This is a genomic window from Lysinibacillus sp. EB106-09-02-XG168 (genome assembly GCF_058791475.1).
Map to the genome: position 1 here is coordinate 457,246 of NZ_JBYTDN010000003.1, position 24,253 is coordinate 481,498.

A 24,253-nucleotide genomic window follows, 5' to 3' on the forward strand; every position below is an offset into this window, starting at 1 on the left:
TTAGAGTGACTTTTTGTTAAAACATATGCAAAGCATATAGGTTGATCTTCGTTACGACTGGGCGACTCTTGGGGATCAGCGATAGAGGAACGAAGGCTAAAAGCATCACATCCTGTGATAACGCCTTCGTGGCCAACATCGTGTTGGCCCGAGACCCTGCAGCACATCGGATGTTTTCTATGCGAAAGCGAAGCGGCAGCAACAAAGCGCCCAGCCTCCACATTATGATGACGAACCAAAATCTAGGTATATTATTAATTATTTATGCTAAGACGTAACCGATTGGGCAAAAGGAGGAAATAACTATGAGCAATGTACCGACAGAAAATAAGACGAAAACAATGAAGGAACAAATTTTAGCAGGTGGCCTGCCAAAATATCACGATAAAAATGCACAACAAGGAAAGCTATTTGTACGTGAACGACTCGAATTATTATTAGATGATGGGCTTCAATCAGAAGATGGCTTGTATGCGAACTGCTTAGCAGGAGACCTACCAGCAGATGGCGTTATCACAGGAATCGGTAAAATCCATGGTCGTACTGTTTGTGTTTTAGCAAATGATTCGACGATTAAAGCTGGCTCTTGGGGTAAACGTACAGTAGAAAAAATGATTCGTATTCAAGAAACAGCTGAAAAGCTAAATTGCCCATTACTGTATCTAGTCGATTCAGCAGGTGCACGTATTACTGACCAATTAGAAATGTTTCCGGGTCGCAGAGGAGCAGGACGCATTTTCTATAATCAGGTAAAGCTTTCAGGTAAAATTCCTCAAATATGCTTACTGTTTGGCCCTTCTGCGGCAGGCGGTGCCTATATCCCTGCATTTTGCGATATCGTCGTCATGGTAGAGGGCAACGCATCGATGTATTTAGGGTCTCCTCGTATGGCGGAAATGGTTATAGGCGAGAAGGTAGATTTGGAAACGATGGGTGGAGCAAAAATGCACTGTTCTGTTTCTGGTTGTGGAGATGTGCTTGCTAAATCGGAACAGGAAGCTATTTCCTATGCTCGTAAATACTTGAGCTATTTCCCGAATAACTATGCAGAGCGTAGTAAGGTAGAAGCTCCAAAACCACCAGCTTCATTTGAAAAATCGATTGATGAGCTAATACCGAAAAATCAAAACGTTCCTTTTGATATGTATAAGCTAATTGAACGCATTATTGATGAAGATTCGTTTTGTGAAGTGAAAAAATTATTCGCTCCTGAATTAATTACAGGGCTAGGGCGCATTAATGGGCAATCTGTTGGAATTATCGCCAATCAACCGCGCGTAAAGGGGGGCGTTTTGTTCCACGATTCAGCTGATAAAGCTGCAAAGTTCATTTCACTTTGTGATGCGTTTAATATTCCGCTTCTTTTCCTTGCCGATGTACCAGGCTTTATGATTGGTACGCAGGTTGAAAAAGCAGGAATAATACGCCATGGTGCGAAAATGATTTTTGCAATGAGCGAGGCAACCGTTCCTAAATTAACGGTCATTGTTCGGAAGGCATACGGTGCAGGGCTGTATGCAATGGCAGGTCCTGCTTTTGAGCCAGACTGCTGTATTGCATTATCCAATGCACAAATTGCTGTAATGGGCCCTGAAGCCGCAGTTAACGCAGTATATGCCAATAAAATTGCTGAACTCCCAAAAGAGGATCAGGCACGCTTTATCGCAGAGAAACGCAAGGAATACCAAGAGGAAATCGATGTCTATCGTCTAGCTTCAGAGCTGATCATAGATGACGTTATTGAGCCAAATGATTTAAGAAAAGCACTTGAATCACGCTTAGAGCTTTACATGTCAAAATATTTATTATTCTCGGAACGTAAACATGGAGTAAATCCAGTATAAATGAAAAAAAGCTCTTATTGTAACGGGTTCGGTAGATGAGTACAAAAAACTAAATGGAACTATTAAAAGAAGTTCGATTCGCATATGAATTGGACTTCTTTTATTTATTGATATATAAGGGTTCTTACGGCTTTAGTAGATAAATTAACAGCATAATTTGCAAACCTATTAGCAAGAGGCTGCTGTTCAGTAAACAGTATTTGAAACTATCCATTTTAGTTATGTATTATTTTGATAAAATGTTCATTCATTAAACTTTTCCCAAACATATTACATAAAATTAATTTAAAAAATTAAAAAATTAAAAAATTTAAGCCAAATCACGCTGCCTCTTGTCTAATAGATGAAAACCAAAACGAAAGGAGGGATTAAGGTGAAACTCGAACGTTTAGTAAAGAAGGCACAAAAAGGTGATGATAAAGCCTATTTAATGCTTTTCCAACAGTACGAAACGGATATTTATAGAATGGCTTATGTCTATGTAAAAAATAAAGAAGATGCATTAGATCTCGTTCAAGAAGTGGCCTATCAATCATTTAAGAAAATCAGTACATTGAAAAAAACAGAGTATTTTAAGACTTGGCTCATGAAAATTACGATTAATTGTGCATTGAACTTAATCAATAAAAATAAAAAGGTAATTCCGCTAAATTCAAACTTTGAAGTGCTTATTGGGTCAGAAGATGAAGATATTGCACTTACTGTATCTTTACACGAACTGATTGATACTTTAAAAGAGGATGAAAAGAGTGTCATTTTACTAAAATATTACGATGATCGTACATTAAAGGAAATTTCAGAGATATTAGACATCCCACTAGGAACCTTAAAATCTGTCCTATACCGTGCTTTGGGCAAGCTTCGTCAAAATTTAAAGGAGGTAGGTAACTATGGATAATCACCTTAAGCAAGAGCTATCAAAAATAGAAATACCCGTAGAAATTCATGATAGAAGTAAGTTGGGAATTAATAAAGCAAAGTCTGAAATGGGGGGCAAACTGAATCGTTTTGTAAAAAAACGATTGGCAATAGCTGTTATTTCTGCTTGTTTAATGATTCCAACAGGTGCATTTGCTTATCAAGCATTACTTGCCGATGATTTATATGGTTCATTTGATAATTTAAAAAAACATGCGATAAATGTCACGATGGAAAGTTATTTATTATTTAATGCAAAAATAGATCAAGCGAAAGGCGACCTAGGAAAAGAAGAGTTTAAACAATTTAAAAATTTATTAAGTGTATTTACAAGCGTAAAAATTGAATATGGCGATAAAAATGGAAACATAGATTATTCTCATCTCCCTGCAGAACAATTAGAAGAAATTAAAGTAGCATTGTCCGAAATTCAACCATTCTTTGATAAATTAAACGGACTACCATCAAGCAAAGAGATTTTAACTTCTGAAGAGTATGAACAATACATTCAAGCCTTATTAGACAATGAAACGATTAGGGCACAATTAGGGGTATCAGGTGCACTGGATGTCACTTCAATTCCTGCAGAGTCACAAGAGAAATTCATTAAAGCTCAAGAATACTTAAACTATGTAAATGAAAAACAAGTTGGAAATTGAATGATAGATTGAAGACAGCTGGGTAATAAAACATACCAAGGTAATTTCATTTTGCTTTACTTGCTATGAAGATGATGATTTACCTAAGTAATTCTGAAAACTTTCAAATTGCCTGTTGAAATAATCTTAAATTGTGACGATTCCATTTTGGAATTTATCCAAAAACCGCCTTTGTGTGTGTATGTTATTTAAATGGGGTTAATTGAAAAAGGAGCGATATCCGCTCTTTTTTTATTATTCTTATTGCATTTTTTTTGCGTATTCAGTTGTTGTTCTTTACGTTACTTACCATTTTGTACTTCTCAACCGAAGCCGTTAAGTTAATTGAGGCAGGTTTTTTATTTTGGGCTTTGAAATGTTAAATTCTCTTTTCTAGTCGAATCCAGACAGACATGAAGGTTACACAATTTGCGATAGTATGCTATAACTCTTTATCCATCTTATTATTACAACTTGCTTAGGGAAGCGGGGAATATTAAAATTATGTGAGGATTTAGGGAAGTAGGTGGTATAGGCATGACAAAAAATAGTATACATAGTGGAGCCAAGCTACCGTTACCTTATCGTTCATTAATAGATACATATTATTTACCGATAAAGATAGCAGGGTGGATCTTTTTTTGTATTTATTCAGTAATAGCTTTTTATAAACTAGTCATTGATCGTCTTGTAAATGTAGTCTTTATGTTATTCAATGGCGAATACTCTCTTGGTGAATTAGGGCTGTTTGATTATAGTAGCTGGCGATTAACGACAAATTTTATTCCCTTTGATACAATTCTCCGCTATATAAATTACGCTCAGTATTTTAATGTTGATATCATTATTATTAATTTACTCGGCAATTTATTAATATTTACCCCAATGGGCTTTTTACTACCACTATTATCAAAAAAGTGTCGCAAAGCTTGGATCGTTACTTGTATAGGATTTTTCTCAAGCCTAGCGGTAGAAACTGTCCAGTTTATTTTTACGGTAGGGTCTGCAGATATTGATGATTTAATTTTAAATACACTAGGAGCATGGCTTGGCTACCTAGCCTATAAAAGTATACTTATAAAACCTAAAAACAGATAGAAACAGTCCTTGCCAAAGGGCTGTTTTTTAGTGGTGAATTAACACCATTTATAAAGTAATAACAGTAATAATTTTTATTGAAATTATATAATGCTGTAATAAATGAACGAAAAAACAAATTTAACTATAGGCTTTTATACCTATTTTATCGAAAGTGGATTATTTCGTTAGGAGCTTAGTATTAATTTACTCTTGAATTTTATAAAGAAAATTCCGATAATTAAGGTACAGAAACTATTCAGAGAAGAAATTATCATATGTATTATTTAACTCGCATATTAAATAAGAAAGCCGAGGTGAATTATATGAAACTATCAAGTTTAATAGAACAAGAAAGACTGTCATCACACTATAACCGTAAAAAGATTTTACAACGAAAACAAGCAGGGGATGCATATCGAAAAAACGCATTGTATTTTCCGCCAAAGAAAAATCCGTTATTGCTTGAGCTAGAAAATTTACTTTTAGGGCATACAGATCAAGAACTCTATGAGCAACAAAAAGAGGAGTCTAAAGAAGTCACGCCTCAACAGCAAAAGATTATTCAAGATTTGCAACAAACGAAAAAGAATGTGCTCGCCCATGAGCAAACGCAAAAAGCTGAAGCTCTTGCGTATTCACAGCTAGATCATGTAGATGAGGAGACGTTACAAATTTTAGATCAGGTGAGGAATTCAGCGCTAGCACCCGCGCAGCCATCACCACAGGATTTACGTGTAGCGGCAAGTGCAAATGCTCAAATACAACACATTCAAGTGCAATTAAATGGTCAAGAGCTAGATGAGAATGAACTAGATGAGCCTGCTTTTGTACGTGAAGGTATTGATGTCAAAGTACCGGAACGTTTTACGAAGGAATTGAAATTGGATCCATTTGTAGATACAATTTTCGGTAAGAGTTATGCAGAGGCATATAAGGCGCGAACGTTTAAATACGCTTCTGAAAAATATGCTACTCATATCACTCATATTCATATGGCAAAAGAAGGCTATCGACCGGAAAATGGCTCCATGATCTCCATGATAGCCTAATGCTATAGATAGGAGAATTTTAACATGGCGAAGGCAAAGCAGGCGAAAACAAATGCGATAAGATTATTGGAACAACAAAAAATACATTTCGAAGTAATTGAATATGAGACTGGTGACGGCCAAGTTGACGGAATTTCAGTTGCTGAAAAAATTGGTCACCCAGTTTCTCATGTTTTCAAAACATTAGTAGCAAAGGCAAGTGCACAAAGGCTTTTTGTATTTGTTATTCCTGTAGCAGAAGAGCTTGATTTAAAGGCGGCTGCAAAGGTTATCGGAGAGAAAAAGATCGATATGCTCCCAGTCAAGGAGTTATTTGGTTTTACAGGCTATGTGCGAGGCGGGTGCTCTCCAGTCGGTATGAAGAAGCTTTATCCGACTGTTATCGATGCGTTAGCTCAAGAGCAAGGAAAGATTATTGTAAGTGCCGGAAAAATCGGCATGCAAATTCACGTACAGCTAGATGATTTAGTCGCTGTGACAAAGGCAAAAATTGCATCAATTACAACTACCCAAAAATGATATGCTGGGTAGTTTTTTTATTGTCAATTTGCGGAAGAGTCACTTAGATGAGCGATAAACTGCGCGGCTAATCGGGCACTATCCATTAATTCGAGAACATTACTTTCTATTTTGTTTTTTTATTGTACGTGCAGGGGTAAATATAATCGTTACTAATATTCCTAAATATAAAAGATACTTTAAATTTGTTGAATAGCCCAATAAATAAGGCATACCTATTAACATCATTGCTATACCAATTACAAACAAAACAGTCCCAATTTTTTTATCATACATCCCCCTCCAAACTTAAAAGTTCAACTTTGTTTTGGATATTCCTTTTTTATCCTATTCGTAAAAAATTAAAAGGTAGCTTTTCATTTTTTAAAAGGTTCCTTCATATAATGCAAGGCATAAGAAAGGGGGACCAAAATTGAACGGAAATGTGACTTATTACTATGGACACGCACTGACTGGGCAAGGAGTTAAACATTTATATAAAGAAATGATGGATGAGGCAGAATTAGTTTATATTTTGCAGGGGGCACCGACGTTTAAAGGATCTGAGCTTCTTAAAGAGCTTGGGTATTTTTATGTGAAGCAGGGCTTTGCGGTGGAGTGGTTTAAGCATGCTTTGCTGGAGGATGTTGTAGAGGCAGTATACGTTCAAGGTTGTAATCGATTATTTGTATGGTCATCGGAGTGGGGGATTGAACCGACTTTTCTTGGCACAAAGCATCGAGTAATGTCATTTTATGATTGCTTAGAAGAAATCCAGCTTGAAAAGGTTGGCGAACAGCTCGCTAATACGATGACGGAACGAGAGTCATGGCGTGAGAAGTGCATTTCGTCGCTTACTAAAGCTATAAAGATTCATGATGATTGGGAAGTAGTGACACAGAACTGTATGAACTGGGAGGCATTAAATGACCAGGTTGAACATTTAAAGGCAGATGTTTTCCAATCGATGGTCTTAAATAAAACAGGTATGCGCACGCATCGCTTACTCGGAACATTAACACCGAGGGGGGCCGAAAATACAGTAGATAGTATAACGAAAAATGTATCTCGGAGATTGATGATTAAAGGAAAGCCGGGTACAGGCAAATCTTCGTTAATGAAAGGCTTAGCAGACGAAGCGAATGCGAGAGGGCTAGATGCCCAAATTATTTGGTGTGGCTTGGATGCAAACTCTGTTGATATGGTTCTTATCCCGGAATTAAATTTCTGCATCTTTGATAGTACGGATCCTCATATCTTTGATCCAGAGGACGGCAGACTAGGGGATGAAATTTTTGATATAGGGAAACATTGCGCAATTTCACAGGAAGCAGAGGCGCAAATTGAAGATATTCGAGCAAAGTATAAAGAAGCAATGCAGGATGCAATGGGTTATTCGAAGCGTTATGCGGAAGCGGAGTATACAATCCGTCGCTTAATAGATAATTGTCTATCGTCATCTCTTTGGCGAGAAAAAACTGCCCCACTATTCGAAAGATTAACAAAGTAATTTTTCTTATCACATGCATGTGCTACACTAGGAGCTAGAACAGTTTTCCTAGGAAAGGATGATACGCTTGTCAAAAGTATTGAATGCATTTTTAGATGAAAACCTACAAGACTTACATGAACAAGGTTTATACAATGAAATTGATCCAGTAGAGGGAGCAAACGGACCCATTATTCAGGTACGTGGCAAAAATCTAATTAATCTATCCTCAAACAACTATCTTGGCTTAGCAACGAATGGAGAATTAAAGCGTATTGCCAAAGAAACAATAGAGACATATGGTGTGGGGGCTGGAGCAGTCCGTACGATTAACGGTACACTTGATTTACACATAAAATTAGAGGAAAAGCTTGCTGAATTTAAAGGAACAGAGGCAGCGATCTCCTATCAATCTGGTTTTAACTGTAATATGGCAGCTATTTCAGCTGTTATGGATAAAAGTGATGCGATTCTTTCAGACCAATTAAACCATGCATCGATTATCGATGGCTGTCGTTTATCACGTGCGAAAATTATTGCCTATAATCACTCCGATATGGATGATTTACGTGCAAAGGCAAAGGCAGCAAAAGAATCAGGCTTATACAATAAAGTCATGGTCATTACGGATGGCGTATTCTCAATGGACGGTGATATTGCAAAATTACCAGAAATCGTTGAGATTGCGAAAGAGTTTGATTTAATAACATATGTAGATGATGCGCACGGATCAGGAGTAACAGGTAAAGGAAAGGGTACTGTGAAGCATTTCGGTTTAGAAAAAGAAGTCGACTTCCAAATTGGTACACTTTCTAAAGCAATTGGTGTTGTTGGTGGATATGTAGCAGGTAAGAAAAATTTAATTGACTGGCTAAAAGTGCGTTCTCGTCCATTTTTATTCTCAACAGCATTACCACCAGGTGATGTTGCTGCGATTACAGCGGCAGTGCAAATGCTAATTGACTCAACAGAGCTGCACGATAAGCTTTGGGAAAATGGCGATTATTTAAAAGCTGGTCTTGCTAAATTAGGCTTTAATATCGGCGAATCTGAAACACCGATTACACCATGTATTATTGGTGATGAAAAGCTTACACAGGAATTTTCACGTCGTCTATTTGAAGAAGGCGTCTACGCTAAATCAATCGTTTTTCCAACGGTTCCAAAAGGTACAGGACGTGTTCGTAACATGCCTACAGCGGCACATACAAAAGAAATGCTGGACGGCGCTCTAGCAATCTATGAAAAAGTCGGCCGTGAACTAGGCGTTATTCAATAAAAAAATGGGCTACCTCAATAGTGAGGTAGCCCAATTTATATTAAATGTTCCGATAAATCGGTGAAACATTCCGATAAAATCTGAAATTGTTCCGACAAATCACAAAATTGTTCCGACAAATCACAAAATTGTTCCGATAAAACACAAATTTATTCCGATAAATCTTTTATCTCCACTTCAAACTGCTGGACGCTTTATTTACGCTCCATCTTTTTTCACTAATGTAATATCACGTAGTTCCTTTATAGATGTTGCCCCCGCTAATGCGATGGATACTTTTAATTCATCATATAAATTCGTCATTACTTTTTCGACTCCTTGTTGTCCTTCTAATGCAAGTCCATAGACGAAGGGACGACCAATGGCAACAGCATCTGCTCCTAAAGCAAGTGCCTTAAGAGCATCCATACCGCGATACACACCGCTATCTAAAATAACAGGAATTCGTCCGTTTACAGCTTTCACAATGTTAGGAAGAGCATCAAGTGAACCAATTACGCCATCCAATTGGCGACCACCATGGTTTGATACGATAATACCGTCAATACCGTTTTCTATAGCAAGTTTTGCGTCTTCAGGATGTAAGATACCCTTCAATAAAATAGGGAGATTTGAACGGCGTTTTAATTCACCTACATTGTCCCAATTTAATGTTGGATGGAACACATTTTGCAACACGCCTTGTACATACGACTCAAATGAATCATCTGGTAAGGAAGCAGTAAAAACCGGATCATTCATATAGTTTCCTTTTGCATATCCAAGCTTTAATGGTGAAAACTGATTGCGAACATCTTCTTCACGCCATCCAAGCATGACTGTATCTACAGTTAAAACAATAGCCTCAAAACCAGCAGCCTCGGCTCGAGCGGCCATACTATAGGCAATTTCCTCATTAGTTGACCAATATAATTGAAACCATTTAGTAGCGGAGGGAGCTGTTTGTGCCACATCCTCAAGTGCATAGCTTGAAACTGTACTTTGAATATAAGGAATTTTTAACTGATCAGCCGCACGTGCCACGGCAAGCTCTCCCTCGTCATGTGCCATTTTGTTCATGCCAACAGGAGCAAATAAGAGCGGAGTTGGATGTACTTTTCCGAATAGCTCAATCGATGTATCAATACTTGAAACATCCTGTAAAAAGCGTGGAATAATAGAGTGCTTTTCAAAGGCTGCACGGTTATTTCGTAGTGTTTGCTCACCGCCAGCGCCTGAATGGATGTAACCAAATGGACCAGCTTCCATTTTTTCTACAGCTGCCTTTTCTAAATCGGCAAAGCAAATAGGGAAGGGGGCTTGTGCATTTATATTTTTTAACAGTAGATCGCTATGTGTTGTCTTTGTCATCGTAATCCTCCTACTAATCTTTTTTTAGTTTCGTAGCAAAGCGGTTACCTATTGATTGAATAATTTGAACAAGGATGATTAAGATAAACACTGTCGCATACATCACATCGACTTCATAGCGCAAATGGCCGTAACGGTATGCAAGATCACCTAAGCCACCGGCACCAACCATTCCTGCCATTGCTGTTGCTCCTATCAGACCGATTGTGGCAATTGTTAATCCTAAAATAATGGATGGGCGAGCCTCACGTAGTAAGACATTCCAAATGATGTGACGACGTTTAATACCCATTGCTGTATAAGCTTCCACAACACCTGGACCAACTTCCAAAAGCGCGGTTTCCATAAGTCGCGCAATATATGGCGCTGTATAAACAACAAGCGGCACAATAACACCTTTTACACCAATAGTTGTGCCAACGATTAGCTTCGTGAACGGTAAAATGAAAAATAGTAAAATAATGAACGGAACCGAGCGAACAATATTAATAAATAAATTAAAAAATTGATAGAGAAATTTATTTTCAAACGATTGCCCTGGGCGAGTTAAAACGATTAAAAGCCCTAAAGGGATCCCAATTAAAATAGAAAAGAATAATGAAATCCCAACCATTTGGAACGTTTCGATAATAGATTTTCCAATAACATCTGACCAATTTGCAAAGAAGCTTTGAATGTTATTCATTTAATTCGCCTCCTAATTCCTCAACGCCTACCCCGTTTTCTGTAAAATACTTAAGTGCTTTTTCTACGATATGCGACTCACCGTGTAGATGCACGACAATATTACCGACGATGCCGTTTTTTAATTCAATGATATTGGCTGTTAAAATATTTGGTTGTACATCATACACTTTGCTCACTTCTGCAAGTAATGGTTTCCCGGTACTTTCACCAAGGAATGTTAAACGAATAACACTTCCTGAGACATTTAATTGCTTGATAAGGGACGGTGATAAATTGCGTTGAGAAATGGTATTTAAAAACTTACGTGTTGTTACATGCTGAGGATTCGAAAATAGTTCTATAGCAGAGCCATATTCCACAACCGTCCCTGATTCAAGAACGGATACATCATCGCAAATTTTTTGAATAACATTCATTTCATGTGTAATAAGTAAAATAGTGATGCCAAGCTCACGGTTAATTTTTAAGAGAAGCTCAAGAATAGCGTCAGTTGTTTCAGGATCGAGAGCACTTGTTGCTTCATCACTGAGTAAAATCTCAGGCTCTTGGGCGAGGGCGCGTGCAATAGCGACACGTTGCTTTTGACCACCCGAAAGCTGGCTAGGATAACTATCTAATTTCTCTGTTAGGCCAACAATTTCTGCATATTTTGCAACGCGTTTTTTCACTTCAGAGTCGTTATAGCCTAGAAGCTTTAATGGTACCGAGATATTGTTGTAAACGGTCGCTGTTTTCAAGAGATTAAAATGCTGGAAGATCATGCCGATTTTTTGACGTGTTTCGCGAAGGTCGTTTAGAGAAAGTGAAGTAATATCTACATTGTCGATCAATACTTTTCCTGTTGTTGGTCGCTCTAATAAATTAACACAGCGAATAAGGGTACTTTTTCCTGCACCACTGTAGCCAATAACCCCATGAATTTCACCTTTTTTGACATGTAGGTTAATGCCATCTACTGCTTTGACGATACCTTTTTTAGTTTTAAATTCTTTTGTTATATTTTCTAATTGAATCATACTGTGATATCTCCTTTCTAAGTCCTTCTATAAAGCAAGAATCTGCTAGCATTCCTATAGGGGTCTCGCAGATTCTCAAATTATGAAAGGCCCTTCATCGTTACTTACCAGCTTGGAATGATAGAACCTTTGAATTCCTCTTCAATAAATTTGCGTACTTCATCAGATTGATAGGCTTCAACAAATTTTTTAATCGCTGGGTCATCCTCGTTTTCAGAACGTACCGCGATGTAGTTTACATATGGAGAGTTAGTAGATTCTAAAAGAATGGAGTCTTTTTTAGGATCAATACCAGCATCAAGAGCGAAGTTCGTATTAATAGCTGCCACATCTACTTCACTAAGCTGCTTCGGAATTTGTGCAGCCTCTAATTCAATGAATTTAAAATTCTTTTTGTTTTCTTCCACATCGCGAGTAGATGCTGTTAAGTCTGCACCTTCTTTTAATTTAATGATACCTGCCTCTTGAAGGACAAATAGAGTACGAGCCCCGTTCGTTGGGTCATTCGGTAATCCGAATGTAGCACCATCAGGAACTTCATCCAATGATTTATATTTCTTGGAGTATATGCCCATAGGAGTTAAAATTGTTTTTCCTACTGGTACTAAATTTGTTTTGTGATCTTTGTTAAATGCATCGAGGAAAGGCTTGTGTTGATAACTGTTTACATCAAGATCACCCTCGGCTAACGATGTATTTGGTAAAACATAATCAGAGAACGTTTTTAGTTCTACCTCTAAGCCATTTTCTTTGGCAACTTTTGCTGCAACCTCTGCAATTTGTTCGTGTGGACCAGAAGTTACACCTACTACAATTTTATTTTCATTAATAGCCTTACCTTGACTACCTTTATCTTCTTTAGTACCGCAGCCTACTAATGCCGCTACTAATGTGAGACTCGCTAAACCTAATAAAATTTTGTTTTTCTTTTTCATGAAACATACCTCCAAAGTTGTTTTATCGGCTTTTAAAAAATCAATTTTGCCTTGGCGTAATTGTTGTTGCTGTCGCTTCGCTTTCGCAGAGAAAACATTTGTTGCTGTCGCTTCGCTTTCGCAGAGAAAACATTTGTTGCTGTCGCTTCGCTTTCGCAGAGAAAACATTTGTTGCTGTCGCTTCGCTTTCGCACAGAAAACACTTGTTGCTGTCGCTTTCGCACAGATAAACAATGCGTCCGGATTTTGAATTGTGCCTTCACAATTCGTTCATTTCAAAATCCATGACATCCGCCGGAGGCTTTTATCTTCATGTAAATGAAGATAAAAAAAACTCTCTTAAAAAATTAAGAGAGGCTCATGAAAAAGTGTGTCCTCTCTTATCTTTCAAACGATATCGTTTGCAGGATTTAGCACCTTCCTTAAAAAAGGAGGTTGCCGAGCTTCATAGGGCCAGTCCCTCAGCTACTCTTGATAAGAGATTTATAATATTTTTTTGAAAATCCGATAGAACTAATATAAATTATAGGATATAGGTAAGTCAATCAAATTTTTTAAATTTTTTATTTTATTATACTATTTAGCTGGAAAAGAATCTGCTAGAAGAAGGGGTTGAGCAACCCAAAAAAAGATAGAGAAATAAAAAACTGTTCCTATAGCAAGATTGAGCTAACGGAACAGTTTTTCGATAGAGTCTACTTAGGTAGGGGGATTGAACTGTTCATGAGCTGAATAAGCTTAGTTTTTCAATTCTGCTAATCGCTTCACGTAAGCGGTCTTCGCTAACAAGTAAACCAACCCGTACATAGCCTTCGCCATATTGACCGAAGCCATTGCCAGCAGCTACAGCGATATCAGCTTTGTCGAGCAATAAATCGGCAAATTGTTCACTCGTAAAACCTAATGGAACAGGGAGCCATGCAAAGAAAGAGCCTCTCGGTGCCGTTACTTGCCAACCGATTCGCTGAGCTTCTTCAATCAGGACGTTTCGTCGACGCTCATAAGTCGCTCTTAGCTTATCCGCACAACTCTGGGAAGCAGTAAGTGCAACTGCCGCGGCTTGTTGCACGGCAGGAAATTGACTACAAAAGAGATGGTCTTGAATAAGGTTAATGGCTGCAACAATATCAGGGTTACCAACTGCAAAACCAATGCGCCAGCCTGCCATATTATACGTTTTGGATAATGTATACATTTCGATACCGACATCTTTTGCACCATCAGCTTGCAGGAAACTGATAGGTTTATTGCCGTCAAATCCAATCGCTCCGTAGGCAAAATCATGTGATACGATAATGTTGTGCTCTTTTGCAAAGCGTACTGTTTCCTCGAAAAATTCAAGTGTTGCAGTACCACCAGTTGGGTTATTCGGGTAATTCAAGTAAAGCATCTTCGCCTTTTCTTTTACTTCATCGGATAAAGCATTATAATCAGGCAGGAAATGATTTTCTGCAAAAAGTGGCATGACTTCAAAATCCACATCGCCTAATACGGCACCTGATAAGTAATCTGGATAGCCAGGATCGGGTAACAGCATTGTATCACCGGGGTTTAAAACCGCTAACGGTAGTTCAACAAGACCAATTTTCGTACCACCGAGAATAGCTACCTCTGTTTCAGGATCAATGTCAACATTGTATTCACGTTTGTAGAAGCTTGCTGCTGCTTGGCGCAATTCTGCTATGCCACGAAATGGAGAGTATTTATGATTTTGAGGATTTTCTGCTGCCTCCTGTAATGCTTTAATAATGTGAGGAGGAGTGGGTTGATCTGGATTACCTTGACCAAGATTGATAACATCACGCCCTTCAGAAAGAGCGGCATTTACTTTTTGCACAAGTGCTGCAAAAAATTGAGTTGGGAGTTGCTGTAGTTTTTTTGAGAATTCCATGCACGTCCACCTTTTTCAGAATATAATAATTATTAAAGATATGATGCACATCATATTACTTTTTTTAGTAATTGTCTAGAGCCTAATAATATATGAGGTGAGGAAAAATGAACAAAGTCTCGTATTTTATCATCAATGCTTTTACTACAGAGCTTTACAAGGGAAATCCCGCAGCGGTATGTTTACTTAATCCAGCAATACCTGAGTCGACAATGCAAAAAATTGCTCAGGAGATTCCCGTACCAACAACAGCTTTTGTCCAAAAGAAGGGGCATGATTTTTTTCTTAGATGGTTTACGCCGGCAAAGGAAATACCGATTTGTGGACATGGAACGATCGCTAGCGCTTTTTTACTTTGGAAACAAGGGATTGTACCTGTCGACTCTTCAATTACATTCCAAACTTTAAGTGGTCCTTTGCAAACAATTTGGTTGAATGAACTAGTTGAAATAACAATTCAAAAGTATCAATTAGAAGAGATTGAATGTCCTGTGGAGCTTGAAGAATGGCTTGGAATGAAACCAATATATGTAGGGAAAACAGAATTGGATTATATAGTGGAGCTAAGTCACGAAAAGTATATTGCAGATTTCAAAGCTGATTTTCATGTGATGAATCAGTTCCCTGTACGTGGCGTTTGTATTACAAGTCGTTCTAAGGGTGAGGGGATTGATATTGTTTCAAGATTCTTTTCTCCAGCACAAGGCATTGATGAAGACCATGTAAATGGTTCCACTCATGGTGCACTAGGACCTTACTGGTGTGCAAAATTATCAAAAGAAAGCATCGTGAGCAAACAACTTTCAAAACGTGGTGGATTATTGTACGTTACACCTAAAATAAAAGATGTTGCTATTGCGGGTTCTGCAGTTCAAGTATTAAGTGGTGAAATATCAATCTGAATATTGAGCTTAAACCATGGAAGTAAGGTTGATTTATTGTAGTATAAATATAGAATAGTACTTTCTAGAGGAGGAATAGCAATGAAGATTGGTTGTATCCAATTAAACGTAGGCTTTGGCAAAGTAGAAGAAAATTTTGCTCGTGCGGAGGACAAGATTCGTGAAGCGGCAAAACAAGGTGCAGAAATTATTGTGCTACCGGAAATGTGGAATACAGGCTATGCACTTGAAAAATTACCAGAGCTTGCAGATGTGGATGGAGAGCGTTCGAAAGCATTTTTATCAAATTTAGCAAAAGAGCTTGGTGTACATATTGTTGGTGGCTCTGTTTCAACGAAGAAGGGCGATAAATTTTACAACACGATGTATACGTTTGATAGCAACGGTGAGTTAGTTGGTGAATATAACAAGGCACATCTTTTCCGTTTGATGGACGAGCATTTATATTTAGAAGCTGGGGATGAAATGAATCGCTTTGCCCTTGGTGATATCGAGGCTGCAGGGGTGATTTGCTATGATATTCGCTTCCCAGAATGGTTACGTGCACACGCTTTAGAGGGCGCAAAAGTATTGTTCGTGCCGGCACAATGGCCGACGCCACGTATCGATCATTGGAACACATTGCTGCAAGCACGTGCCATTGAAAATCAATGCTTCGTGATCGCTGTTAATCGTATATCGAGAAAAGTAGAAAACTTTAATGGTCAATCAATGATTATTCAACCGTGGGGCGAAGTGCTTTGGATTGGTGCAGAAGACGAGGAAGTAGCTGTCATTGACGTGGACTTTTCGATTGTCGATGAAGTACGAGGCAGAATTCCAGTTTATGACGACCGCAGACCATCATTATATAGTGGAGTAGTTAGCGAAAATTAAAATCTGATAGCACGCTCATAGCGACTCTGAGCGTGCTATTCATGCAACATCGCTGATCAATCATAAACTAGCAGTTAGTTTTTATCCTCAATTAAAGAATTGGCGAGCAACATAAATTCAAGCGTAATTCGATTATGCCCCTTCATGAAATTTTTCCCTAAGAGACTTTCAAGCTTTTTTAAACGATGGTAGAGCGTTTGGCGTACGATGAACAGTTGGTTAGCTGTTTGTTGTTTGGAGCCGTTCGTTTGTAAGTATACTTGCAGCGTTTCTAATAGCTTACTATTATATTTTTTGTCGTATTCAATAACCGGCTGTAAATAATCTTGAATCACTTCTTGCAAATTTACTTGCATCTGTAATTTATAGATGAGGTGATACAAATGTAAATCATCATAAAAATAAGATGTAGTTTGTACTTTACTGCAAATATACAATGTTTCGAGTGCAGTTTGATAGCTCTTCGGTATTTCCTCTACATCTGCAACGACTTTACCAATGGCTACTTGGTACCCTTGAAACAGTTGTTTTTTATAAAAATCGGTTTTCAGCAGGGAAGAAACTAATGTATTTAGTAATTCGCGGCTCGATTTACTATCTTTCTTATGAAGTAAAATAAAAATGACATAGCTTTTTCTTTCGTATAGAAATGGTATAAATCCATTTTGCTCAAAAAGGTTTCGATAGTAGAGCTTGCTGTAGACAATATCCTCTTGTACTTTAGAGACTGCATTAGGCATTGCTAACATAAAAACAGCTCCGCTAGAAAGCTTATAGTTAGAATGATAGGTAACGATAAATTTGTAAATTTCCTCTCTTGATAGTTTTTGATCGATCCAATCCCCTAAAATAGAGGCATCCTCAATGTCCCTTTTCTCTTCAATATAAAATTCTCTCATTAACAGCTGTGCTAAGGCAGTAGCTGTACGGTCTAAAATAAGTAATTCAAACTCTGAGAATAGACCATCCTCTCTATAGAGCGTTAAATCTGCATAATGTTGGTCAAATATAAAGATAGGCTCATTTTTAACCACGGGTGCTGACTTTTCCAGCGTAACTAGTTGTCGGCGCTTAGTATGTGTCATGTTTGGAAAAAAGATAGGCTCTCGACCTTTAATGGAAAAGATAATTTGTGTCTTTAATTCATGATACATATTTTGTAAAATTTCTTCTGCATTTTGCCCTAATAGAGCATTTTTATTTAATGTTTGGGAGTAGGATTCTAAAGTAGAGATCATTAAATATTGTTGATTCATAATTTGACTATGTAAATCTTGTGTAATACGGACGAAAGGAACCGTGTCATGAAAAACGATAATAGGGAAACTATGACGGTTAGCAAGAGCTACAATCACTTCCGGGATGGTCTGTATGGAAGTCCCGTATTCAATGCACAGCGCCGCGCAATTTTTTTCGATTAAGGATTCTACGAAAAAGATAAAGTTTTCGATGCTGTGCTGAAGGCTGATCCCCGTTGTTAAAACTAATTCATCACCAGCTAGAAAATTATCTACTTGTATAATTTCAATGACATGGGCCCACTTTACAATTCGTAATAAACCATCCTTACCAGCTACGACCTCCGCACTTTGGAAGTATGTGTTTTCTAATACATCCTTCACTTGAAGCTTAAATTGACTCATTTTACCCGCCTCCTTTTCACATAGATGTATCACTAGTTTTCTCATTGATGTATTATTTTTGCTGAAATTAACTTAAATACTGTATTTTTAGAATGTTTAGTCTATTTTACATTATGTTTAAAACAAATGCATAGAATTTTACAGTTTGTCTATACCTTCGTTTCTATGTAACATGTAAAATTTTTGTAAGCGGTAATCCAATCTAATAAAAGAGGTGAGCTGAATATGGAGCAACAAACGCATTTACAGAGAGGGTTAAAGAAAAGGCATATGACGATGATCGCGATTGCGGGGGTTATCGGAGCGGGTCTATTTATGGGAAGTGGCTCAGTAATTAACCTTGCCGGCCCTGGCGCAATTTTATCTTATATATTTGCTGGCATTATCGTTATTCTTGTCATGCGAATGCTTGGAGAGATGGCAGTTGTCAATCCAACAAGTGGATCTTTTGCGCATTACGCACATGAAGCCATTGGTCCGTGGGCTGGTTTTATGATTGGTTGGTTATATTGGTTTTTCTGGGTTGTTGCCATTGCTTTAGAGGCAACTGCAGCAGCTGCAATTATTCAATATTGGTATGATGGGGTTCCTTTATGGTTACTAAGTCTTTTATTAACCGTCGCACTTACTTTAACAAATGTCCTTTCCGTAAAAGCTTTTGGTGAATTTGAATATTGGTTCTCTCTTATTAAGGTTGCGAGTATTATAGCTTTTCTTGGACTTGGTGCATTTATTATCTTTGGTATCGCACCTAATTTTAATGCAGTAGGTACTGCTAATTTAGTCGGTGAGGGTGGCTTTTTACCGAATGGTTTTGGAGCTGTCTTGATGGGGGTAGTTATTGTTATTTTCTCCTTTATGGGCACAGAAATTGTGGCCATTGCGGCAGGGGAATCTGACGAACCGTTAGCAGCAGTGACAAAAGCTACGAATTCAATTACTTGGCGTATTTTGATTTTCTACGTGGGATCGATATCGGTAGTTGTCACATTATTACCTTGGCATTCCTCGGATATTTTAACAAGTCCCTATGTAGCAGTGTTGGATTACATCGGAATTCCCGCAGCTGCACAAATCATGAATTTTGTTGTTTTAACAGCGGTTTTATCGTGCTTAAACTCTGCGCTTTACGCTACATCTCGAATGGTATTTTCTTTAGCGGAGAAGGGGGAGGCCCCAAAGGCATTTTTAAAATTAAATAAAAAGGGTGCACCTGTTAATGCCATATTAACAGCGACATTCTTCTCTTATATTGCCGTTATTATGAACTATGTTTCACCAGATAAAGTGTTTATGTTTTTACTTAGTTCATGTAGTGCAATTACATTGATTTTGTACTTAATCATTGCATTTTCACAATTAAAAATGCGCCGGAAAATGGAGAAAGAAAACTCCGAGCTATTAAAAGTGAAAATGTGGTTATTCCCATATCTAACGTATTTCACAATCTTGGTTATAACAGCATTACTGATCGCTATGTTCTTTATTGAATCGATGCGTTCGCAAATTTTATTTACATGCATTGTAGTGGCAGTAGTGATGATTTTCTATTTAGTTACACAAAAGAAAAAGTCGCCTAACCCGGTAGATGAAGCTAGCTCTATTTTCCAAAAGGAAGAGTTGGATTTTGAATAACTATAAACGAGGAGTGGGGAAATTATGACAGTTCAGCAAAGGATGAAAACATTATCGCATTTTATCAATGGTGTTGAAACAGCCGGCACTAGTGGTCGTTACGCAGACGTGTATAATCCCTCAACAGGAGAGATCATTGCGCAAGTTCCGTTAGCAACTAAAGATGAAGTGAAGCAGGCTATTCAGCTAGCGAAGGCAGCATTTCCTTCATGGAAAAAGACATCGATTGGAAAAAGGGTTGAGGTTTTACATCGTTTCCGTCAGTTATTAGTAGAAAGACAGGATGAGCTCATCGAAGTCATTTGTGAGGAAAGTGGGAAAACAAAGGAAGATGCAAAGGGCGAAATAGTTCGTGGCATTGAATCCGTAGATATGGCAATAAGTGCCCCACAAATGTTGAAGGGCGAATACTCGGTGAATGTAGGTGGCAATATTAATGCCTTCTCTGCAAAAGCCCCACTTGGAGTTGTTGCTACAATTGCTCCATTTAATTTCCCTGTTATGGTACCGCTGGCGATTACGAGTATGGCGGTTGCAGTAGGAAATGCAGTGATTTTAAAGCCATCTGAGCGTGTGCCAATCTCGGCATTATATTTAAGTAAGCTATGGAAAGAGGCAGGACTGCCAGATGGAATTTGGACAGTTATTAATGGTGATAAAGAAGCGGTTAATGAACTGCTTGAAAATAAAGAGATACAAGCAATTTCATTTGTTGGATCCACACCTGTTGCGGAATATATTTACCAAACAGGGACTAAACACAATAAACGTGTCGCTGCATTTGGTGGCGGTAAGAACTTTATGATTGTAATGCCCGATGCAAACCTAGAGCAAACAGCTAATGCCTTTTTAGGTGCAGCATTTGGAGCAGCGTCTCAGCGTTGTATGGCTATTTCTGGAGCAATCGTCGTTGGGAAAGATACGGAACAGCGCTTTACAGAAATATTAAAGGACAAAATCTTGAAATTAAAGGTTGGCCCATATACAGATAGCGAGGTAGATTTTGGCCCAGTTATTACGCAACAATCAAAAGATACGATTCTTAGATATATCGATGGTGCTGTTGAAGAAGGGGCTAACCTTGTAACGGACGGCCGAAATCCGAAAATATGTGAAACATCCAAAGGATTTTACCTTGGACCGACATTGTTAAATAACGTAACTCCACAAATGACTATTTTTAAAGAGGAAGTTTTTGGCCCTGCGCGTATTGTTGTAGGTGTCGAATCCTTACAAGAAGCTATTGATTTAATTAATGACCACGAATTTGGGAATGGTGTCACAATGTTTACGAGCAGCGGTTCGGCGGCGCGAAAATTCCAAGAAGAAATTGAAGTAGGAATGGTAGGCGTTAATGTTCCGATTCCGATTCCAGTGGGCTATCACAACTTTGGTGGATGGAAGCGCTCTAAGTTCGGTGAAGGGCATATGTTTGGGCCGGACCAAGCACGATTCTTTACGAAAGCGAAAACGATTTCGGAACGCTGGCCTGATGAAACAGAGGATACGACAAGTTCATTTGCGTTTCCAAGCAATAACGATGTGACTAAGTGAAAATAACTTAAAGGGGTGTATAGATATGGTTCAAGTAAATCTTAAAAGTGATATTTTAAAGAAAGATGAACAATATGTATGGCATTCAATGAAACCTTACAATCCACAAGCGACATATGTAGTTGAAAAATCAAATGGTGCAAGGATCGTTGATACGGATGGCGTTGAATACATCGATGCAATGGCAGGATTATGGTGTGTAAATGTAGGCTATGGACGCAAGGAATTAGCAGATGTTGCCCATGAGCAAATGATGAAAAACGCCTATGCTCCTTTATCGCAAGGGCATTTACCAGCAGTTGAACTGGCCGAAAAAATAAATGAAATGCTTGGTGGAGATTATGTTATTTTCTTCTCTAATAGTGGGTCAGAGGCTAACGAAACTGCGTTTAAAATTGCACGTCAGTATCATCAACAAAAAGGAGAAAGCTCTCGCTATAAAATCATTTCTCGCTACCGTGCCTATCACGGGAATTCTTTCGGAGCTTTGGCTGCGACAGGGCAAGCGGAACGCAAATATAAATATGAACCATTATCACCTGGCTTTATCCATGTAGCACCACCTGATCAATATCGAGAACATGAAAGTGATACACTTGCTCCAACAGATATAGCCAGTGTAAAGGCTGTCGATAAGACGATGACGTGGGAGCTAAGTGAAACAATAGCCGCGATGGTTTTAGAGCCGATTATTACAGGTGGGGGCGTCATTATGCCTCCAGAGAACTACTTAAAGGGCATTGAGGAAGTATGTAAAAAACATGGAGCATTAATGATTGTAGACGAAGTGATTTGTGGCTTCGGTCGAACAGGTAAGCCATTTGGATTCATGAACTACGGCGTAAAACCAGATATTATTACGATGGCCAAAGGGATTACAAGCGCCTATTTACCATTATCAGCTACAGCGGTAAAACGAGAAATTTATGAGGCATTCACTGGCTCTGATGCATACGGCTATTTCCGCCATGTTAATACATTTGGTGGATCACCAGTCGCATGTGCGGTTGCATTGAAAAATATTGAGATTCTTCAGCAAGAAGCATTATTTGAAAGGTCTACTGAGGTTGGAGCAACTACCCTTCAAACACTTCGGCAAGCATTAGGTAATCACCCGAACGTTGGGGATGTTCGAGGCAAAGGCTTATTAATGGGCATCGAGTTAGTGTCAGATAAAACGTCGAAGGAGCCTTTACCAGTAGATAAAGTAAATGCTGTTATTGCTGCATGTAAGGATCAGGGTGTTATTATAGGTAAAAATGGTGCAACTGTTGCAGGCTATAATAACGTATTAACTTTATCTCCACCACTTAATATCGTACAAGAGGATCTTGATACAATCATAAAAGTTGTGATTGATAGTATTCATAAAGTGAAATTTTAATTAGAAATAAAGCTGTCTCAAAAGTCGTAGTAAAACTTTTGAGACAGCTTTTTGAGTGTTTTATAGCATAAGAAAGGCGAGGCGAACTATGAGTATGATCAAAACCCCCCCTGTTAGAAAGAATAATAATAAGATTCTCTTTTTTAAAGTATCGTTCATACACACCGTCACCTTACTCTTTTGTTGTTTTAAACATGTAGCCACTATAAGAATTATAGATAATCATCACAATTCCCATTAACATGAAATTGGAGATGAGTGAACTACCACCATAGCTTAAAAATGGCAATGTCATACCTGTTACAGGTAAAAGTCCAATGGTCATACCGATATTTTGTGTAATTTGGAAAGCTAATAAACTGGCAATACCTGCTCCCATCAGCGTCATAAAGGGGTCCTTTGCTTCTACTGTAATAAGAACAATACGGTAAATAACAAAGAATAAAAGTACAATGACAAATGCCCCTCCGACGAACCCGAGCTCTTCAGCGATGTTCGCAAAAATGAAATCTGTATGCTTTTCCACGACATAGACATCATTGTTCATGTAACCTTTTCCGGTAAACTGTCCTGAACCAATTGCCGAAAATCCCTGCCTTGTTTGAAAAGATGAGTCCGGATATTCATTAGGCTGCAACCATCCATAAATGCGAGAAACTTGATGCCCTGATAATTTATTTAAAATTTTAACTGTAAAAAAATCATTGAATTTTACATAAAGAATAACCACAACGCTGAGAATTGATACTGGGATAGCTGTAAAAATGATTAGCAATTTTCTTTGTATACCTGAAAAGAAAAGCATCGGTACAATCATCGACATATAAAGCATGACCATGCCCGTATCAGGTTGCTTGTAAACAGCAAGTGTAGGTGGAAGAGTGATAACAGCAATGATTAAGAGTAGCCGCATATCTGTTAAAAAGGTAGGGCGCACATATTTCTCTCGATGTGCAACAATAACCTTACTGACAACGATTAAAAACGCCAACTTTAAAAACTCTGATGGCTGAATTGACCCTAACATAGGAATATGATACCAACGTTTCGCTTCATTTATAGTACGGGCTATACTTTCGGGGGCAATGAATAAGCTAAATGTTAACAAGACCATCGCCCAATAAAATGGCCAGCCTATTTTTTTAAGCTGCTCAATATCAAGCGTAGCTACTCCATACATAATGAAAAATCCAATTAGGTAATAAAAAAGCTGCTTTATAATGAACGAGCTTGTATACTGCTCAAAAACCGTGCTACTGGAATGGACAAAGAGACAACTAATAATACCGAGCAATGACAAGCTAATGACTAAACTTTTGTCTAACTTATTGAACTGTAACATTCAAACACCCCCTTTTTGATCAAATTCTCCCAACCCACTATTAATAGGTGACGATTGGAAAGAATGGAAGGTTGCAGGGAAATAAGGCTCTGCACCAAAATGTGGAGGTAAATTCCGAATTGCATGGCGTGTTCCTAAAGGCATTTGATGAGGACTAAAATCACGTTATTTCGAGAGAAGTTTGCGCCTATTATAGTAGGTGCAATGGGATAAATTTCACAACTCTTCGCGCAATCTTTACAA

At 38.1% G+C, this 24,253-nt stretch carries 21 protein-coding genes and 1 riboswitch; of the genes, 13 read left to right on the top strand and 8 right to left on the bottom strand.

Features of this window, described 5'->3' with window-relative positions:
* Positions 1-305 precede the first annotated feature (305 nt).
* From AC3WSO_RS03245 to ybaK, 6 genes are all read left to right on the top strand, one after another.
* The gene (locus tag AC3WSO_RS03245; RefSeq protein WP_492528674.1) at positions 306-1,844 is read left to right on the top strand and encodes an acyl-CoA carboxylase subunit beta; all 1,539 of its coding nucleotides are present in this window, start codon (positions 306-308) and stop codon (positions 1,842-1,844) included.
* A 373-nt stretch (positions 1,845-2,217) separates the two neighbouring features.
* Positions 2,218-2,742: a sigma-70 family RNA polymerase sigma factor gene (locus tag AC3WSO_RS03250; RefSeq protein ID WP_492528676.1), complete on the top strand. Its 525-nt coding sequence runs from the start codon at positions 2,218-2,220 to the stop codon at positions 2,740-2,742.
* Positions 2,735-3,421, top strand: coding sequence for a DUF3600 domain-containing protein (locus AC3WSO_RS03255; RefSeq protein ID WP_492528678.1), 687 nt, complete (start codon positions 2,735-2,737; stop codon positions 3,419-3,421). Before AC3WSO_RS03250 ends, AC3WSO_RS03255 begins: the two co-directional genes overlap by 8 nt.
* A 516-nt stretch (positions 3,422-3,937) precedes the next feature.
* Entirely contained in the window at positions 3,938-4,498 is a 561-nt protein-coding gene (locus tag AC3WSO_RS03260; protein WP_492528680.1) for a VanZ family protein, read from the top strand.
* Positions 4,499-4,803: 305 nt separating this feature from the next.
* On the top strand, positions 4,804-5,529 hold the full coding sequence (locus AC3WSO_RS03265) for a hypothetical protein (RefSeq protein ID WP_492528682.1): 726 nt from the start codon (positions 4,804-4,806) through the stop codon (positions 5,527-5,529).
* A 24-nt stretch (positions 5,530-5,553) separates the two neighbouring features.
* Positions 5,554-6,048: a Cys-tRNA(Pro) deacylase gene (gene ybaK, locus AC3WSO_RS03270; RefSeq protein ID WP_492528684.1), complete on the top strand. Its 495-nt coding sequence runs from the start codon at positions 5,554-5,556 to the stop codon at positions 6,046-6,048.
* A gap of 99 nt (positions 6,049-6,147) precedes the next feature.
* Here the strand turns inward: ybaK and AC3WSO_RS03275 are convergent, their stop codons facing one another.
* The gene (locus AC3WSO_RS03275; protein WP_492528686.1) at positions 6,148-6,324 is read right to left on the bottom strand and encodes a hypothetical protein; all 177 of its coding nucleotides are present in this window, start codon (positions 6,322-6,324) and stop codon (positions 6,148-6,150) included.
* Between the two features lie 136 nt (positions 6,325-6,460).
* Between AC3WSO_RS03275 and AC3WSO_RS03280 the strand changes: the two genes are divergently transcribed.
* The gene (locus AC3WSO_RS03280) at positions 6,461-7,537 is read left to right on the top strand and encodes a nucleotide kinase (protein ID WP_492528688.1); all 1,077 of its coding nucleotides are present in this window, start codon (positions 6,461-6,463) and stop codon (positions 7,535-7,537) included.
* 58 nt (positions 7,538-7,595) lie between these two features.
* Complete coding sequence (locus AC3WSO_RS03285) at positions 7,596-8,795, top strand: glycine C-acetyltransferase (protein ID WP_492528690.1); 1,200 nt, start codon at positions 7,596-7,598, stop codon at positions 8,793-8,795.
* Between the two features lie 198 nt (positions 8,796-8,993).
* On the opposite strand, the gene AC3WSO_RS03290 is transcribed toward AC3WSO_RS03285, so the two are convergent.
* From AC3WSO_RS03290 to AC3WSO_RS03310, 5 genes are all read right to left on the bottom strand, one after another.
* Positions 8,994-10,145, bottom strand: coding sequence for an alpha-hydroxy acid oxidase (locus AC3WSO_RS03290; RefSeq protein ID WP_492528692.1), 1,152 nt, complete (start codon positions 10,143-10,145; stop codon positions 8,994-8,996).
* Between the two features lie 13 nt (positions 10,146-10,158).
* Positions 10,159-10,830, bottom strand: a complete 672-nt coding sequence (locus AC3WSO_RS03295; protein WP_492528694.1) for a methionine ABC transporter permease — start codon at positions 10,828-10,830, stop codon at positions 10,159-10,161.
* Positions 10,823-11,848: a methionine ABC transporter ATP-binding protein gene (locus tag AC3WSO_RS03300; protein WP_492528696.1), complete on the bottom strand. Its 1,026-nt coding sequence runs from the start codon at positions 11,846-11,848 to the stop codon at positions 10,823-10,825. Before AC3WSO_RS03300 ends, AC3WSO_RS03295 begins: the two co-directional genes overlap by 8 nt.
* Positions 11,849-11,952: 104 nt before the next feature.
* Entirely contained in the window at positions 11,953-12,783 is an 831-nt protein-coding gene (locus tag AC3WSO_RS03305) for a MetQ/NlpA family ABC transporter substrate-binding protein (protein ID WP_492528698.1), read from the bottom strand.
* 377 nt (positions 12,784-13,160) lie between these two features.
* Positions 13,161-13,264: riboswitch (SAM riboswitch) on the bottom strand.
* A 240-nt stretch (positions 13,265-13,504) separates the two neighbouring features.
* Entirely contained in the window at positions 13,505-14,674 is a 1,170-nt protein-coding gene (locus AC3WSO_RS03310) for a pyridoxal phosphate-dependent aminotransferase (RefSeq protein ID WP_492528700.1), read from the bottom strand.
* Positions 14,675-14,781: 107 nt separating this feature from the next.
* Here AC3WSO_RS03310 and AC3WSO_RS03315 point away from each other — a divergent pair, with 107 nt between their 5' ends.
* Positions 14,782-15,576 carry a PhzF family phenazine biosynthesis protein gene (locus tag AC3WSO_RS03315; protein WP_492528702.1) on the top strand — a complete coding sequence of 265 codons (795 nt, stop codon included), beginning with the start codon at positions 14,782-14,784 and terminating at the stop codon, positions 15,574-15,576.
* 81 nt (positions 15,577-15,657) lie between these two features.
* The gene (locus AC3WSO_RS03320) at positions 15,658-16,452 is read left to right on the top strand and encodes a carbon-nitrogen family hydrolase (protein WP_492528704.1); all 795 of its coding nucleotides are present in this window, start codon (positions 15,658-15,660) and stop codon (positions 16,450-16,452) included.
* A gap of 74 nt (positions 16,453-16,526) precedes the next feature.
* Here AC3WSO_RS03320 and AC3WSO_RS03325 read toward each other — a convergent pair whose 3' ends face one another.
* On the bottom strand, positions 16,527-18,095 hold the full coding sequence (locus tag AC3WSO_RS03325; protein ID WP_492528706.1) for a PucR family transcriptional regulator: 1,569 nt from the start codon (positions 18,093-18,095) through the stop codon (positions 16,527-16,529).
* 225 nt (positions 18,096-18,320) lie between these two features.
* Between AC3WSO_RS03325 and AC3WSO_RS03330 the strand changes: the two genes are divergently transcribed.
* From AC3WSO_RS03330 to AC3WSO_RS03340, 3 genes are read left to right on the top strand one after another with little or no spacing between them, the layout of a single operon-like run.
* Positions 18,321-19,730, top strand: coding sequence for an amino acid permease (locus tag AC3WSO_RS03330; protein ID WP_492528708.1), 1,410 nt, complete (start codon positions 18,321-18,323; stop codon positions 19,728-19,730).
* 24 nt (positions 19,731-19,754) lie between these two features.
* Positions 19,755-21,284: a CoA-acylating methylmalonate-semialdehyde dehydrogenase gene (locus tag AC3WSO_RS03335; RefSeq protein WP_492528710.1), complete on the top strand. Its 1,530-nt coding sequence runs from the start codon at positions 19,755-19,757 to the stop codon at positions 21,282-21,284.
* A 25-nt stretch (positions 21,285-21,309) separates the two neighbouring features.
* Positions 21,310-22,668, top strand: coding sequence for an aspartate aminotransferase family protein (locus tag AC3WSO_RS03340; RefSeq protein WP_492528712.1), 1,359 nt, complete (start codon positions 21,310-21,312; stop codon positions 22,666-22,668).
* Between the two features lie 172 nt (positions 22,669-22,840).
* On the opposite strand, the gene AC3WSO_RS03345 is transcribed toward AC3WSO_RS03340, so the two are convergent.
* On the bottom strand, positions 22,841-24,010 hold the full coding sequence (locus AC3WSO_RS03345; protein ID WP_492528714.1) for an FtsW/RodA/SpoVE family cell cycle protein: 1,170 nt from the start codon (positions 24,008-24,010) through the stop codon (positions 22,841-22,843).
* Positions 24,011-24,253 lie beyond the last annotated feature (243 nt).